This is a genomic window from Streptomyces sp. CA-210063 (assembly GCF_024612015.1).
Lineage (GTDB): Bacteria > Actinomycetota > Actinomycetes > Streptomycetales > Streptomycetaceae > Streptomyces.
In genome coordinates, this window is sequence record NZ_CP102512.1 from 1,216,321 (window position 1) to 1,231,259 (window position 14,939).

General features: G+C 70.9%; 15 protein-coding genes. 2 read left to right on the top strand and 13 right to left on the bottom strand.

Features of this window, described 5'->3' with window-relative positions; translation table 11 throughout:
• Positions 1-205: 205 nt before the first annotated feature.
• Positions 206-1,132 (top strand): LacI family DNA-binding transcriptional regulator, encoded by a 927-nt coding sequence (locus tag JIX56_RS05295; protein ID WP_257537600.1) that lies wholly within the window; start codon positions 206-208, stop codon positions 1,130-1,132.
• 308 nt (positions 1,133-1,440) lie between these two features.
• Here JIX56_RS05295 and JIX56_RS05300 read toward each other — a convergent pair whose 3' ends face one another.
• The 7 genes from JIX56_RS05300 to JIX56_RS05335 all read right to left on the bottom strand — a co-directional run bounded on the left by JIX56_RS05300 (position 1,441) and on the right by JIX56_RS05335 (position 9,437).
• On the bottom strand, positions 1,441-1,848 hold the full coding sequence (locus JIX56_RS05300) for a hypothetical protein (RefSeq protein ID WP_257551546.1): 408 nt from the start codon (positions 1,846-1,848) through the stop codon (positions 1,441-1,443).
• Positions 1,849-2,156: 308 nt separating this feature from the next.
• The gene (locus JIX56_RS05310) at positions 2,157-2,564 is read right to left on the bottom strand and encodes an Ldh family oxidoreductase (RefSeq protein ID WP_257537601.1); all 408 of its coding nucleotides are present in this window, start codon (positions 2,562-2,564) and stop codon (positions 2,157-2,159) included.
• Between the two features lie 304 nt (positions 2,565-2,868).
• Positions 2,869-3,951, bottom strand: coding sequence for an Ldh family oxidoreductase (locus tag JIX56_RS05315; RefSeq protein WP_257537602.1), 1,083 nt, complete (start codon positions 3,949-3,951; stop codon positions 2,869-2,871).
• Between the two features lie 61 nt (positions 3,952-4,012).
• Positions 4,013-5,737 carry a thiamine pyrophosphate-dependent enzyme gene (locus JIX56_RS05320; RefSeq protein ID WP_257537603.1) on the bottom strand — a complete coding sequence of 575 codons (1,725 nt, stop codon included), beginning with the start codon at positions 5,735-5,737 and terminating at the stop codon, positions 4,013-4,015.
• 13 nt (positions 5,738-5,750) lie between these two features.
• Positions 5,751-6,611 carry an amidohydrolase family protein gene (locus JIX56_RS05325; protein WP_257537604.1) on the bottom strand — a complete coding sequence of 287 codons (861 nt, stop codon included), beginning with the start codon at positions 6,609-6,611 and terminating at the stop codon, positions 5,751-5,753.
• Between the two features lie 151 nt (positions 6,612-6,762).
• Positions 6,763-7,962, bottom strand: coding sequence for an L-2-hydroxyglutarate oxidase (gene lhgO / locus JIX56_RS05330; protein WP_257537605.1), 1,200 nt, complete (start codon positions 7,960-7,962; stop codon positions 6,763-6,765).
• A 26-nt stretch (positions 7,963-7,988) separates the two neighbouring features.
• Positions 7,989-9,437, bottom strand: coding sequence for an aldehyde dehydrogenase family protein (locus tag JIX56_RS05335; protein WP_257537606.1), 1,449 nt, complete (start codon positions 9,435-9,437; stop codon positions 7,989-7,991).
• A gap of 223 nt (positions 9,438-9,660) precedes the next feature.
• Between JIX56_RS05335 and JIX56_RS05340 the strand changes: the two genes are divergently transcribed.
• A complete protein-coding gene (locus JIX56_RS05340; protein WP_257537607.1) occupies positions 9,661-9,948 on the top strand; it encodes a putative quinol monooxygenase in 288 nt (95 codons plus the stop codon).
• Between the two features lie 64 nt (positions 9,949-10,012).
• Here the strand turns inward: JIX56_RS05340 and JIX56_RS05345 are convergent, their stop codons facing one another.
• The 6 genes from JIX56_RS05345 to JIX56_RS05370 are packed head-to-tail and all read right to left on the bottom strand — an operon-like array spanning position 10,013 to position 14,919.
• Positions 10,013-11,029, bottom strand: a complete 1,017-nt coding sequence (locus JIX56_RS05345) for a methionine synthase II (cobalamin-independent)-like protein (protein ID WP_257537608.1) — start codon at positions 11,027-11,029, stop codon at positions 10,013-10,015.
• A gap of 3 nt (positions 11,030-11,032) precedes the next feature.
• The gene (locus JIX56_RS05350) at positions 11,033-11,503 is read right to left on the bottom strand and encodes a GlcG/HbpS family heme-binding protein (RefSeq protein WP_257537609.1); all 471 of its coding nucleotides are present in this window, start codon (positions 11,501-11,503) and stop codon (positions 11,033-11,035) included.
• A gap of 22 nt (positions 11,504-11,525) precedes the next feature.
• The gene (locus JIX56_RS05355) at positions 11,526-12,311 is read right to left on the bottom strand and encodes an alpha/beta fold hydrolase (protein WP_257537610.1); all 786 of its coding nucleotides are present in this window, start codon (positions 12,309-12,311) and stop codon (positions 11,526-11,528) included.
• Between the two features lie 24 nt (positions 12,312-12,335).
• Complete coding sequence (locus JIX56_RS05360) at positions 12,336-12,707, bottom strand: VOC family protein (RefSeq protein WP_257537611.1); 372 nt, start codon at positions 12,705-12,707, stop codon at positions 12,336-12,338.
• Positions 12,704-13,474, bottom strand: coding sequence for a fumarylacetoacetate hydrolase family protein (locus JIX56_RS05365; RefSeq protein WP_257537612.1), 771 nt, complete (start codon positions 13,472-13,474; stop codon positions 12,704-12,706). The genes JIX56_RS05360 and JIX56_RS05365 overlap by 4 nt, the downstream gene beginning before the upstream one ends.
• Positions 13,471-14,919 (bottom strand): NAD-dependent succinate-semialdehyde dehydrogenase, encoded by a 1,449-nt coding sequence (locus tag JIX56_RS05370; protein ID WP_257537613.1) that lies wholly within the window; start codon positions 14,917-14,919, stop codon positions 13,471-13,473. The genes JIX56_RS05365 and JIX56_RS05370 overlap by 4 nt, the downstream gene beginning before the upstream one ends.
• Positions 14,920-14,939: the final 20 nt, after the last annotated feature.

Below are 14,939 nucleotides of genomic sequence, written 5' to 3' on the forward strand. Positions count from 1 at the left end.
CCTCTCGCATGCTTCACGTCGACGAGCCTGCATCTCGGCAGGCGCTAAATCGATCTAGTGACAGATATGGAGTAGGTAAGAACTGGAACGATCTAGTCGCGTAGGCTAGCCCCAAGCGCTTAATCGTTCTAGAGCTGGGACGCCACTTTCTTGACGCCGCTCGCGGGCGGGCGCGCCCAGTCCGTCGGAGAAGGAGTGTTCCCGTATGGGCCGTTCTGGCCGGGTGACGTTGAGCGACGTGGCCAAGGTGTCCGGCGTGTCACGGGCGACCGTGAGCTTCGTCCTCAACGACGACCCGCGGCAGACGATCTCCGCAGCGACCCGGGAGCGGGTCCTGGAGGCAGCCAACGACCTGGGGTACGTCCCGCATGGGATCGCCCGCGCCCTGCGAGAGGGGTCTTCGCGCATCGTGGTGCTCAACGTGGACTGGGCGATGGAGGGCAACTTCTCCCGCAGCTACGTCCGGGGCCTGGACGAGGAACTCGCCGAGCACGACCACGTTCTTCTCGTCCGGCACGGACACTCTGCGCCCGAGGCCACGCAGAAGATCCTCGACGCCATCGTGCCGCGCGCGGTGTTCAGGCTGGGCGAGGTCTACATGCAGGGACACGAGCCGATCGAAGAGGACTGGGACAGCGGGTTCGCCGCCAATGCCGCCCTACAGATCGGCTACCTCGCCGAACGCGGGCACAGCAGGATCGCGATGGCCATGCCCGACCACGAGTTCCCGCTGACCGAGGCCCGCCTCGGATTCGCCCGGGAGGCCGCCCGGCGCCTGGAGCTTCCGCCCCTGGAGCGCTTCGTCGTCCCGCGGCCCCGGGAAGTCGGCGCGGCCGCCGTCGAGGCGTTCCTGGCCGGGCACTCGGACGTGACCGCGCTGGCCGCCTTCGACGACGACATCGCGCTGCGCAGCCTGACCGCCCTGCGCGACCTCGGGGTGCGGGTGCCCGAGGACGTGGCGGTGATCGGCTTCGACGAGACCGAGTACGGCTCCCTGTCGACGCCCGCGCTCACCACCGTGCACATCGATGCCGAGGTCCTCGGACGGCTCGCCGCTCGGAGCGCCCTCGGCATCGACAAGGAGGGGCTGGCCCCGGTGCCCGGCCGGATCGTGGCCCGCGCGTCGGCGTGACGACGCGCGGGCCCGTCACCGAGCGACGTACCGCTACGCCTGCTCCATGAGGGCAGTGACCTGGCGCGCCCCGACGGCCTCGGGGATGGAGGCGGGACGAATCGGCCGCCTCGCCCTTGCTCGGCCCGGTTCCGATTCTGCCCGCCGGGTTCCGACGTGGCCGGGGCAGCAGCAGGAGCGCGCACACCGCGGCCACGAGGGTCAGTGCCGCCGCCACGAGCAGGCACAGGGCATGCCGTCGATCATGGACGCGCCCAGCGCACGTACGCGCCCCGAAGCGGCACGGACGTTCATCTCCGCGACCGCCCTCAGGCCGTCGGCCCGAGCTGTTTCGGTGATGCCGGCGCGCTGGCCCCGGCCAGCCCGGCGGCGGCGAGGTGACCGGGAAACGCGTCGAGGGCCCGGACGGTCAGCAGAGCGCCCAGCACGGCCGGTCCCAGGGCGCTGCGGACCTGCCGGAAACCGTTGTTGCCGGCCGCTGCCATACCGGCCTGCCGAGGCGGCACGGAGGCCACGGCCACGGCGGTCATCGGCGTGATGACGCAGCCCGTGCCAGGACCAGGACCGCCAATCGCCAAATGACATCGGCGAAGGGGGGTGTCTGCGTCGAGACTCGTCATCAGCAGCAGCGAGGCGGTGACCACGAACAGACCGCCGACGATCATCACCCCCGGGGACACCCGGTGCGCTGGGTCGCCGAACACGGCGCCGAGCACGGCTGGGACGGTGCCCGGCTCACCGCGGGCGGGAAAAGCACGGGCAGCGAACTCGCGGCGGCCGTGGCCGCCAGGCGCTGGAGGAGGGGGCCCCTCGACCGCGCTCCAGGTCCTGCACTGTCCCGACCGGGGCGCGGAGCAAGCGCGCCAAGGCCGCCAAGCAATGCTGCGGCCCTGGACGGCCGACGTCTTGGACACGTCGCACGTCCCGGACGTGCGGCTGCGCACCGACCGGCTGGTGTCGCCCGCCCACCCAGCCGACACCGCGGACCTGTCGGGCACCGCGACCTCTGTTCCCCGCGCTCCGGTCAGGCGACCGGCGTGGGCGGGGTGACCCCCAACTTCTCGGCGTGCTCCATGAGTTCGCGCCACAACCTGGGCGCCACCGGAATCCCCCGCGCGGCCCGTTCCACGGCCACGGCGGCGCTGCGCTCGCCCGGGTAGTACACGCCGTCGGCGACCGGCAGGCCCTTGAGCGTGGACAGCGTGGCCTCGACGCCCTCGGTGAAGCCCTCCGCGCCGCCGAAGGCGGCCGGGTCGACGGCGATGAAGGGGATGCAACTCTGGGCGACCGGCCGGCGCCGCCCAGCACGTCGTCGGCGGGACAGAGTTCCTCCGAGTTCCTCCGCGAAGGTCAGTCCACCCGGACCCGGAGCCTCGCGCAACACACGGCAGGCCGCGCCATCGTCGCCGTACGGTTGCCGGCCGATCTTCACTTTGGATGGCGGACGTCTTCGACACGTGAAACGTCCCGGACGTACGGCTGCGCGCTGACCGGCTGGTGTCGCCGCTCACCTCCGACACCGCGAACCTGACGGGCATCGCCCCAACCAACGGGGTTCCGCTCAGGCATCACGACGTGGCCGGGGCGACCACAGCTACGACGGCTCGGACGAGCAGAAGGCGCAGGAGACCTACTCCCTGATCGACCGCCATGTGCGGGAAGCTGTCCGGCACTGAGGAAACAGCAGTCGCCAACCGTCCCCTCCGATGGCTGGCGACATCCGATCCCGTCCCCGGTCAGACGAGGGGCGTGGGCGGGGTGATCCCGAACTTCTCGGCGTTCTCCATGAGTTCGCGCCACACCTTGGGCGCCACGGGAATGCCGTGCTCGGTCCGCTCCACGGCCACGGCGGCGCTGCGCTCGCCCGGGTAGTGCACGCCGTCGGCGCCGTCTGCGACCGGCAGGCCCTTGAGCGTGGACAACGTGGCCCCGACGCCCTCGGTGAAGCCCTCCGTACCTCCGAAGGCGGCCGGGTCGACGGCGATGAGGAGGGCGTTCTGGCGGTGCTTGCGGCCCTTCGGGTCGTCCGAGTGGAACGCGGCGAAGATCGGCGCACCGACCAGGACGCTGGTGAGCAGCTCGAACGCGAGGGACATGCCGGACCCCTTGGCACCGCCCAGCGGCAACGGCATGACGGCCGTCGCGGGGTCGGTGGTGGGGGTGCCGTCCTCGGTGGCGGCCGCGCCCTCCGGCAGCGGGGTGCCGCTCGCCTTGGCCTGGCGGATCTTGCCGAGCGCGATGGTGGCGGTCGCCATGTCGAGCAGCAGCGGCGCGTGGCTCGACGACGGATCCGTAGGTACGGCGATGGCGAGCGGGCTGGTCGCCACCGCGGGGCCTTTCACCCCTGTGTAGCCCATGTTGGGCATGCCGGCGACGAAGCCGAGGCCGACCATGCCCTGTTCGGCGATCTTCGAGACGTAGTAGCCGATGGCGCCGGTGTGCACGGTGCCGCGCACGCCGACCGAGGCGATGCCGGTGGTGCGGGCCCGGCTCACGGCCTCCTCGGCCGCCGCGCTGAGCGCCACCGGGCCGGGGGCGCGGTCGGCGTCCAGGACGGCGGCGGCCGGCGTGGTCGACTCGATGCTGATCTCGGCCTGCGCGTTGGCCACGCCCTTGGCGAGCAGCTCCAGGTAGGCGGGGACGCGGGCGATGCCGTGCGAGTCGACGCCGCGCAGCGCGGCCCAGACGAACACGTCGGCGGTGGTGGCGGCGTGCTCCGGGCTGAGGCCGCCCTTCTCCAGCAGCGCGGCGGAGAAGATACGCAGGTCCTCGGCGGGGAGGCGTACCTTGCCCGGCTTGGGGGTCGGTGTGTCGGTCATGGTGGCGGGTGCCTCCTGTTTTCTTGGCTCGTTCGCCGGTGGGGCGGAGCTGACTCGCGGATCAGCGGGTGACGAGGACGTCGACGACGGCCGTCGTGCCCTCGGACACGGCCTTGAGAGCGCGCTCCAGCGCGGGCGCGAGCGCGTTCGGGGCGTCGACGGTCTCGGTGTGCATGCCGAACGGCTCGGCGAACGCGGCGAGTCGGGGCAGCCGGTGCAGATCGGTGCCGAGCCACTCCCCCGTCTCGGCGGCAGCGCCCTCTGGGTAGAACCTGCGGTGATTGAGGTTCATCGACTTGTAGACACGGTTGTTGAACACCACGACCAGCAGCGGGAGTTCGTACGCCTTCGACGCGTCGTACGACGGGATGACCGGGTTGTAGGCGAACGCACCGTCGCCGATCGTGAGCACCACCGGGCGCTCGCGTGCGGCGAGTTTGACGCCGAGCGCGACCGCGATGCCCTGGCCGAGTCCGCCCTGCACGTAGAAGTACGAGTCGGGGGCGTCGGTCCGCACATGGCGCTTGACGACCCGGCTGTGGGTGATGGTCTCGTCGACGACGATCCCGTCCCGGCCCTCCAGCAGCTTGCGCAGGGTGGCGGCGACGAGCACCGGGTCGATGCCCTCGGCTCGGACCGAGGCCGTGGCCGTGGCCTTGGCCTCCGCGGCGGCGATCGCGGCCTCTTCGGCGGTGTGCCGTTCCTCCTGCGCCGTGCGACGCGCGGCCACGGCGGTCTCGTCGAGATCCTTGGCCCGCTTGGCGAGCTGGCGCAGGGTGTTGGCGACGTTTCCTTCCAAGTACCTGTCGGCGTACAGCACTTGGTAGACGACGTGCGGGCGCTGCGGCACCTCGTCGATGACGACGATCTGTGCCCTGGAGGGGCGGCGCGACGGCGGGTAGAAGGGGGCGCGGCAGTTGACGAGGAGGATCAGGTCCGCCTCGTCCATCCACGGTCCGATGTCGCTGCCGGCGTGCAGCGGGTGGGTGCGCGGGAAGTTGCCGCAGACCGCCGAGTCGGGTTCGACGACCGGGATGTGCCACGCCTCGGCGAAGGCGACGAGCGCCTCGAAGCCGCCCGCCTCGCGACCCGCCGTCTCCGTCACGATCACGGGATTGCGGGCCTCCCGGATCATCTGCGCGACCGGGTCGACCTCTTCGGGCGAGCTGTGCGTGGAGCCCGGCGGCACGATCGGCTTGGCCTCGCGGCCGTCCCACTCCTCCAGGAGGATCTCCAGCGGGATGTTCAGGTACGCGGGGCCCGCCGGGGCTCGCCAGGCCAGTTCCCCCGCCCGCGTGATCATGGTGGGCAGGGTGTGGACACTGGCCGCCTCAGTGGACCACTTCGTGAAGGGCTGGGCCACGCCGTGCGGACCGCCCACGACGGACAGGTTGCGGTACCACTGGCCGCCCGGATCCTGCCCGGGGCCGTCGCCGTAGGTGGTCGACTCCGAGGAGCTGACCACCATGGGGACGCCCGCGAGCAGCGCCCCGTGGACGGCCATCGAGCCCTGGAGCAGGCCGGGGGCCGCATGCAGGAGCACACCCTGCGGGCGACGCTTGACGAGGCCGTAGCCGGTGGCCATGCCGACCGCGACGGTCTCGTGGGTCAGGTCCAGGTACTGCGGGCAGGGCTGCCCGTCCCGGTGGCGCCGGGCGAGGGACTCCCACACGGGGGCCCATTCGGACCCCGAGGAGCAGAAGAGGTAGTCGGCGCCGACGGCGTTGAAGGCGGAGACGAGAGCATCGCCGCCGTCGACCCCCGGAGAGTTGTTGGTGTCGGTCATCTCCCGTGCTTCCTCAGCCCTCGATCGGCCAGTTCAGGACCTCGGAGATACCGCGGCCCATGATCCATTCAAGCTCCTCGGGCGTGAAGTCCCAGTGCTTGGTGAACTGCTCGATCGTGTCGGTGTAGGTGATGCCGTGGCCGAGCAGCCGCGTGATGTCGGTGCCGTAGAAGCAGCGCTGCGGGCCCATCTTGTCGACCATCTCGCGCACGTACTTCTGGATGTTGTTGTTCGGGAAGGGCTGCGTGGAGTAGCCCGGGAGCGCGGAGACCTTGACGTAGATGTTCGGGTGGGCGGCCAGGTCGGCGGTCTCCTGGACCCAGTAGCCGATCGCGTCGTCGACGCAGCGGGCCATGATGCCCATATGGTCGATGATGATCTTCAGCTCGGGGTGCTTGGCGGCGATCTCGCCGAGCTCCCGCTTCCAGATCGGGGCGTGCACCATGGTGGGGATGCGGAGTTCCTCGGCGATCGGCCAGTACCAGTCGTTGGTGCCGTCGATCATCCAGTTGCGGTCGATCGGCCGGTGGAAGGTCAGGCGCGTGCCCTTGACGTGCGGGTTCTGGGCGAAGTCCTTGAGCATGGCCTTTCCCTCTTCGGGCTTGTTCTGCGGGATGCGGGCCATGATGCCGAAGCGGTCCGGGTACGCCTCGCACGCCTCAAGGGCGTAGTCGATGCGGTCGCCCTCCCAGGACGGCGGAAGGATCAGGGCCCGGTTGACGCCCGCCTCGTCCATCAGCTCCAGGGCCTCCTCGTACGAGAAGGGGTCCTCGCGGTGTCCGTTGAGGCGGATGCGCTCGCGCGCGCCGGGGACCCAGGGACGGTCCGGGGTCTCTTCCTTCCAGATGTGGATCTGGGTGTCGACAACGAACATGCTTTCAACTCTTTCTCTCAAGGGGCGTGGTGGTGTGGTGTGGGAGGAACGCTAGGCGGGACGCGAGGCCTTGCAGAGCTCTGGGGATGCAAGCTGTTGTTGCGCGGAACACCGCTGCACGCAGGGCATTTACTGTGTGCGCGACGCGTCGTCACGCGTCGCTGAAGACGGCGTCGACGATGTGTCCGGCGATCGCCATCGAGGCCGTGGCGGCCGGCGAGGGGGCGTTGCGGACGGCGGTGACCCGGCCGGCCTGGTGGATGCGGAAGTCGTCCAGGAGCGTGCCGTCCCGGTCCAGCGCCTGGGCGCGGACGCCCGCACCGCCGCGGACCACGTCACCGACGCCGACGCCGGGGACGTACCGCCCCGCGTCCTTCATGAAGGCGGCCGTGGAGAACGAACCGCGGTACTCCCTGATGCCGGTACGCCAGTGCCGGGCGGCCATCTTCCAGGAACCGGGGTAGCCGGCGAGACCGATCAGGTCCCTCGGCGAGACGCGGCCGCGCGTGTAGCCCTCCCGGGCCAGGGCCAGGACGGCGTTCGGGCCGACCTCCACCGAGCCGTCGACGCGGGGCGTGAAGTGCACGCCGAGGAACGGGTAGCGCGGGTCGGGCACCGGATAGATCAGCCCTCGTACGAGATCCGTCTTCTCCGGCCTGAGCAGCATGTACTCGCCCCGGAACGGGATGATCCGCGGCTCCTGCTTGTCCTGGGCGAGCCGGGCCACGGCGTCCGAGTGCAGGCCGGCGCAGAGGATCAGCCGGTCGACGCGGACCCGGTCCTGGCCGGCGGCGACCTCGATGCCGCCGGGGACGTGGGTGATCGAGGTGACGGGGAAGCCGAGGCGTATCTCGCCGCCGGAGGTCTCGATGTCCCTCGCGAACGCGCGGGCGATCGCCTTGTAGTCGGTGATCGCCGTGCGCGGGGAGTGCAGGGCCGCGATGCCGCCCGCGTTGGGCTCGATCTCCTTGATCTCCTCCCTGGAGATCTTCCGCAGGTCCGGCACGTGGTTGTTCCTGGCCCGCCGGTAGAGGCTCTCCATGCGGTCCAGCTCGTCCTCGCGGACGGCGACGACGAGCTTGCCGATCTCCTCGTACGGCAGTCCGCGTTCCCGGCAGTACTCGCGCAGCAGGGACACTCCCCGTACACACAGGTCGGCCTTGAGGCTGCCGGGCGCGTAGTAGATGCCGGCGTGGACGACGCCCGAGTTGTGGCCGGACTGGTGGACGGCGACCTCGTGCTCCTTGTCCAGCACCAGGACCCGGGTGCCGGGGCGGCGCAGGGCGATCTCCCGGGCGGTGGCCAGGCCCACGATGCCGGCGCCGACGATGCCGATGGTCTCGTCAGCCATGGCGGTGCCTCCTTGGGGTACGGGCGTCACGCGCCGAAGTGGACGGCGACGGTCTTCACGCGCGTGGAGAAGCGCAGGACCTCGTCGCCCTGCTCCTTGTAGGCCGTGCCGGAGTCGCGGAAGCCGCCGAAGGGCAGGTGGACGTCCCAGCCGGTGGTGGTGGTGTTGACCGCGACCTGCCCGCACTCGGCCTCGTCCGTGAAGCGGTGGGCGCAAGCGAGGTCGCGGGTGAAGACGGCGGCGGCGAGGCCGAAGTCGGAGTCGTTGACGGCGTCGACGGCCGCGGTGAAGTCGTCGACCGCGCGGACGGCGAGGACCGGCCCGAAGACCTCCTCGCGCCAGATCGCCGTCTCGGGGGTGACGTGGGCGAGGACGGTCGGCCGGACGTAACAGCCGTGCGCGCGCTCGCCCTCCGTGTCGGCCGTACCGCCGGTGAGGACGACGGCACCCTGCTCGACGGCCTTGTCGATGTCGGCGAGGACGCTGTCGCGCTGCTTGGGGCTCGACAGCGGGCACAGGGTGGTCGCCGGGTCGCTGCCCGGGCCGATCGTCAGCTCCGCCACCTCCAGCACCAGCAGCCGGGTGAACTCCTCGTACACCGGCTGCTCTACGACGACCCGGCTGGTGGCGGTGCAGCGCTGGCCGGCCTGGCCGAAGGAGGCCGCCACGACGGCCTTGGCGGCGGCCGGCAGGTCGGCGTCCTTGAGGACGACGGAGGCGTTCTTGCCGCCGAGTTCGCCCTGGAAGCGGACGTTGCGGTCGGCGAGGCGGCGGCGGATGCGGTTGCCGACGGCGTTGGAGCCGGTGAAGGTGATGCCGACGATCCGGGGGTCGTCGAGCAGGGCCTCCTCGATCTCCGCCGTACGCCCGGTCACCACGTTGAGCACGCCCGCCGGCAGCCCCGCGTCGTGCAGGGCACGGGCGAAGTGCAGGCCGGACAGCGGGGTCTCGGTGGCCGGCTTGAAGACGGCCGCGTTGCCGGCCGCGAGCAGCGGGGCGAGTTTCCGGGCCGGGGTGATCAGCGGGTCGTTCCAGGGGCTGATCACCAGGATCACGCCGATGGGCTCGCGCTGGGTGTGGGTGCGGTGGTTCGGGCGTACGTCGTGCAGGAGGGTGCCGTAGCCCTGGCGGGCGAGACCGGCGTAGTACTCCAGGAAGTCGGCGGCCTTGAGGGTTTCGCCGGTCGCCTCGGTGAGCGTCTTGCCGTTCTCGGCCGTGACGTCGGCGGCGATCTCCTCGACCCGCTCGCGGATCAGCCGGGCCGCGTCGGTGAGGATCCGGGCCCGCTCGAAGGGGCTGGTGCGCTTCCATCCGGCGAAGGCCCGCTCGGCGTGGTCGTAGGCGCGGGTGACGTCCTTGGCGGCGAGGGCGGGGACGCGGGCGATCGGGGCGCGGACGTCGGCCGGGTCGTGGACGTCGATCCAGTCGCCGGTCGTCACCCACTCCCCGCCGGAAAGGGCTTCCACAGTACGCATGAAGATCACTTCCTTCGTCCGCCGCGGTGACGCGGTCTGCACAGAGAGCGGCCGTGCGGGCCGGATGCGACAACACACCATGCCGGGACGGGCCACCAGCCCCACGGCGGCAGGCATTGCTTGCGCCGCACGCAGGTCGGCGGGCGGCTGATCCGTGCTGGAATCGGCAGGCCGGAGGGCCCCGGGCCCTCGGGAGCCGCACACCCGCCGAGGAGAGACACACATGGCCTACGCCGTCATCGCCCGCTACTACTGCGACCCCGCCGACGAGGCCACGGTGCGCGCCGCGCTGCTGAAGGTGCGCGAGCACACCCGTGCGGAGCCGGCGAACCTGGCCTACGAGGTGCACGCGGAGGCGGGCAAGCCCGGCATCTTCGTGCTCTACGAGCAGTACGCCGACCAGGCCGGCTTCGAGGCGCACAAGGCCGCCGGGCACTTCACGGAACTGATCGTGGAGACGGTGTGGCCGCTGCTCACCGACCGGTCGGTGACGTTCGCCGAAGTGCTGTAGCCGTAACGGCTGCCGAAGGCCGGGAAACCCACGTGGCGCTTCCCGGCCTTCGGCAGGTCCCGGGTCAGAACTCGTTGCCCCAGACGTAGCGGGCGAGGGTCTCGACCAGGACCAGCTTGCGGCGCTGGTCATCGACGGCGACGAGCGGACGGTCGGCGATGTCGGCGAAGCCGCGCGAGGGCGCGACGGCCGCGTCCTCCAGGTCCTTCAGCTCACCTACCGCGTCCAGGCGGTCCAGTACGGTGTCGATCTCCTCCAGCCCTGGGCGGGCGGCGTCGACCACGCCGAAGCACACATCCCGCTCCTCGGGCAGGGCGCGTACGAGGTCGTGTTCCGCCTCGGATCCGGTCAGCAGCGGCAGAACCCAGCGGTCGGCGGGCACTTCCGCGTACAGGCGCTCGGCCTTGGCCCGGTCCACCGAGGCGGGGGCCGCCCAGCCGGGGCAGACGCCGATGCGGACCCCTTCGGGGCGGGTGTCGAGGCGGACGGCGAGTGCGTCGACCGCTAGGGCGTCCGCGAACGACAGCGCGCCGACGGACACCTCGTCCGGTGCTGTCGCCGCGAGCAGCAGCGGGTTGTCCAGCTGGATCAGACGGACGCCCGCGTCGACCAGGCGCGCGATCTCCGCCCGGAGGATCCCGGCGAACCCCTCGCCCAGTTCGCGGGCGGAGGCAGGCCCCCCGGAGGCGGCGAGTTCGGCGTCGTACAGCGTGGCTGCAAGGTAGGAGGGAGCGGGCAGCGTGACCTTCGGGGCTGTGGCGGTGAGTTCGCCAAGGCGCTTGACGCGGTCCGCGACGAGCGGTCCGTCAGCCTTCGGCAGCGCCTCGGCGACCCAGCAGGCGAGCCCGAGGCCGTCCGTCTCGCCGGTGCGGCGCACCCCGCTGAGTCCGTCGAGGACGGGGCTGCGGAAGTCCTCGTACGGGTAACCGCCGTCGGTGACGACCGTGGAGCGCAGCTTGCGCTGGTACGCCACCACGTCCTGGACCGCCGCGTCCACCGCGTCGGCGTCGTCACGGGCCAGACCCGCGGGCCGGACCAGGCTGCCGTGGTGGTCGATGCGGTAGTTGAACGTATCCGCCATGGTTCACGCGTCCTTTCCGGCGGGCTGGCCCGCGACACCCCAGGCGGCGAACTCCAGCTCGTAGCCCAGGGATTGGAGGACCTCTTCGGCGATCTGCTGGTCCTCGTCGGCGGTGCCGCCGGCGATGCCGACGCCGCCGATGATCTCGCCGTCCTTCTTGATGGTGAGGCTGCCCTCGGTCGCCATGATCGGCATGGCCGCGCCGGGCAGCTGGGAGAGCTGGGAGAAGAAGACCGGCTGGCTCTCCTGCCACTTCTTCAGCATCGTGCCGGGGCGCTGCATGATCGCCGCGGTGTAGGCCTTGGCGCGGGCGATGTCCGGGGTGAGCGGGCGGGCCCCGTCGGCGCGGCGGATCGCGATGGGGAAACCGCCCGCGTCCACGACGGCGACGCTCACCGCCTTGCCCATCGCCTGGGCGCGCTTGTGGGCGGCGTCGATGATCTCCTCGGCGGCGTCCAGGGTCAGACTGCTCATGCTGCTTCCTTCGGTACGGGGCTCATGCGGCTTCCTTGCGGGCGGTGAGGGTGCGACGCAGACGGGCGATCGCCGCGTTGTACTCGCGGGGCGTCTCCCAGTACATGGAGTGCGGGGCGCCCTCGACGATCTCCAGGTGGGAGCCGGGCAGAAGTTCGTGGGCGCGGGTGACCGTCTTGACGCTGAGGACCGCGTCCTTCTCCCCGGCCAGGAAGGCGACCTTCACCCCGGAGTCCTGGATCTCCTCCAGCGACGGGCCGTTGGTGTCGAGGTTGCGCAGGTCCTGCATCCTGGCGACGTTGAACGTGCCCATCTGCTGGAACAGGAAGGTCAGATCGGCGCGCTCCTGCTGGAACCGCTTGGTCAGCAGGCGGTCGATCACCGGCAGCTTGACGGCCTCGGCGCGGTCGGCGGCGGCCAGCTCCTTGAGCTCGGGGTGGCTGATGCCGCCTAGGGAGTGACCGAGGACGACGGACGAGACACACTCAGGGCGCATCAGGCCGGCGCGCAGGGCGGCGACGGAGCCGATGGACTGGCCGACCAGCATAGCGTCGGTCAGGTCTTCGGCGTCGAGGACGGCGACCACGTCACCGGGGAAGTCCTGTCCGTCGAACTCGGGCATGGACGAGTCGGACTTGCCGAAGCCACGCAGGTCCACGGTGATGACCGTGAACTCCTCGCGCAGGGCGGCCACTTGCTGCCACCAGGCGGCGTGGTGGCCGCCGCTGCCGTGCACGAACAGGATCGCCGGGCCTCTGCCGTGACGTTCGTAGTAGATGGAGGTGCCGTCGGAGTCGGCAATGGGCATGGGTCAACTCCCGTACGTGCTGGTTTAGTTGGGGCGCTTGCCGTGCCAGACCAGTTCGATCATGGTGTGGTCGGGGTCGTGGATGTAGCAGAACTTCGACTGGTTCTCGGGGCGCTGGATCGGGCGGGTGTGCCGAATGCCCAGATCCCTCAGGTGCTCCAGGAAGTCGTCCCAGTCATCGACCTCGACAGCGAAGTGGTAGGGCGCCATACGCTCCATCTCCTCGACAGGCGTGAAGTGGAGGTCGAAGTTGCCCCGGGTCATCAGCACCACCTTGGTGTTGGACTTGGGCATGATCCGCTTCATCCCGAAGACCTTCGTGTACCACTCGGCGGTCCGGTCGGGGTCGGTGGTGGGGAAGTTGACGTGGTGGATGTAGCGGGGTTCCGCGCTCATGAAGCTTTCCCTTCGAGTTGTACGGGGTTGGACAGCACACCGATGCCGCTGATCTCGACGTCCACGGTGTCGCCCGGCTCGATCCGGCCGGTCGACTCGGCGCCCATCCACAGCACGTCACCGGGGTGCAGGGTGAGGTGGCGGGTCATCTCGACGATGTAGTCGAAGGGGTCGAAGACCATGTCGCCGGTGGGGAACTCCGAGCGGACCTCGCCGTTCACGCGGAGGGTCGTGGTCTGCGCGAGGGCGTCGACGTCCGTCTCGATCCAGGGACCCATCGGCTTGAACGTGTCGCTGTTCTTGCTGCGCCATAACGTGCGGTCCTGGTGCTGCCAGGTGCGGGCGCTGACGTCGTTGCCGATGGTCCAGCCGAAGACCGACATGCGGGCCGTCTCGGGGGTGGCGTGCCGGATCGTACGGCCGATGACCGCGACGAGTTCGGGCTCGGCCTCGAAGCGGCCCTCGACCTCGACGGGCTTGACGATGGGCGAACCGTGGCCGGTGAGCGCGTTGTTGGCGCGGTATCCGACTTCGGGGCGCTCGGGTGTCGCGGCTTTGACGTGCGCGATGTGGCGCGGGTAGTTGTAGCCGACCGCGTAGAAGACGGGAGGGACAACGGGCGGCAGCCATACGGCCGTCTCAAGTGACGTCTCGCCGACGACCTGCGGGTCACCGTCCAGAGGGGAACCGGACAGCAGCTCGATGTCCCGCTCCCCCACGCGGCCCCACACCGCCCGGCCGCCGACCGCGACGCGCGCGTACCTCATGGCACCAGCAGGTGGGAGACGCGCTTGGTGACCAGGTAGGCGTCCAGGGCCTCGGGGCCGCCCTCGCGGCCGTAGCCGCTGTCCTTCACCCCGCCGGAGGGGGCCTCGTGGACCGAGCCGCCGCAGTGGTTGATCGACAGGATGCCGGCCTCCAGCCTGCCCGACAGCTTCTCGGCGGTGGCGGCGGAGTGGGTGAAGCCGTAGGCGGCCAGCCCGTAGGGCAACTGGTTCGCGGTCGCCAGCGCCTCGTCCAGATCGGCGAAGGGCACGATCGGCGCGAGGGGCCCGAACGGCTCCTCGTGCAACAGCTCCGCGTCCTGAGGTACGTCCGTCAGGACGGTCGGCGCGAAGAAGTACCCGGCGCGGTCGAGCCGTTCGCCGCCGGTGAGGACCTTGGCGCCGCGGGCGACGGCGTCTGCGGTGAGCCGCTCCATCGCCTTGAGGCGGCGCTCGTTGGCGAGGGGGCCCATCGTCGTGCCCTCTTCCAGACCGTCGCCGACGACGACCGATTCGGCGGCGTTCACGAACTCGGCGGTGAACTCCTCGACCAGGCTCTCGTGGACCAGGAAGCGGCTCGGCGAGGTGCACACCTGTCCGGCGTTGGCGAACTTGGCCTGCGCGGCCTTCCGGGCGGCCCGCACGGGGTCGGCGTCGGCGCACACGATCACCGGGGCGTGGCCGCCCAGCTCCATCAGGGAGGGCTTCATGACCTTGCCGGCCTCGGCGGCGAGGAGCTTGCCGACGGGGACCGAGCCGGTGAACGCGACCAGGCGGGTGACCGGGGAGGCGATGAGGTGGGCGGAGACCTCGGCGGGCTCGCCGAACACGAGGTTGAGGACACCGGCCGGCAGACCCGCGTCGGCGTAACAGGCGACCAGCGCGGCGGCGGTGGCCGGGGTCTCCTCCGAGGCCTTGATGACGAGAGAGCAGCCGGCCGACAGCGCCGAGGAGATCTTCCGGTTGGGACCGCCGACCGGGAAGTTCCACGGGACGAACGCGGCGACGGGACCGATGGGCTCACGCCGTACGGTCAGCACGGTGCCGGGGGCCGAGGGGATGATGCGGCCGTACGCGCGGCGGGCGTCGTCGGCGTGCCAGCGCAGGGTCTCGGCCGTGCGGCCGGCCTCGCCGGTCGACTCCGTCAGAGGCTTGCCCTGCTCCAGGGTCATGACACGGCCGATCTCGGCGGCGCGCTCGGCGATCAGGTCGGCGGCGGCGTGCAGGATCGCGGTGCGCCGGGCGACGGGTGTGTCGCGCCAGACGCGGAAGCCCTCTTCGGCGGCGGTGAGCGCCCGGTCCAGGTCGGCGGTCGTGGCGAGCGGTACCTCTCCGATCACCTGCTCGGTGGCCGGGTTCACGATCGGGGCGGTCTGTCCGGTGGCGCCCTGGCACCACTCGCCCGCTATGTACATGCGGACGGCGGGGTAGCCGTGGTCGGTGGTCATGGGTGGGTGCCTCTCAGGCT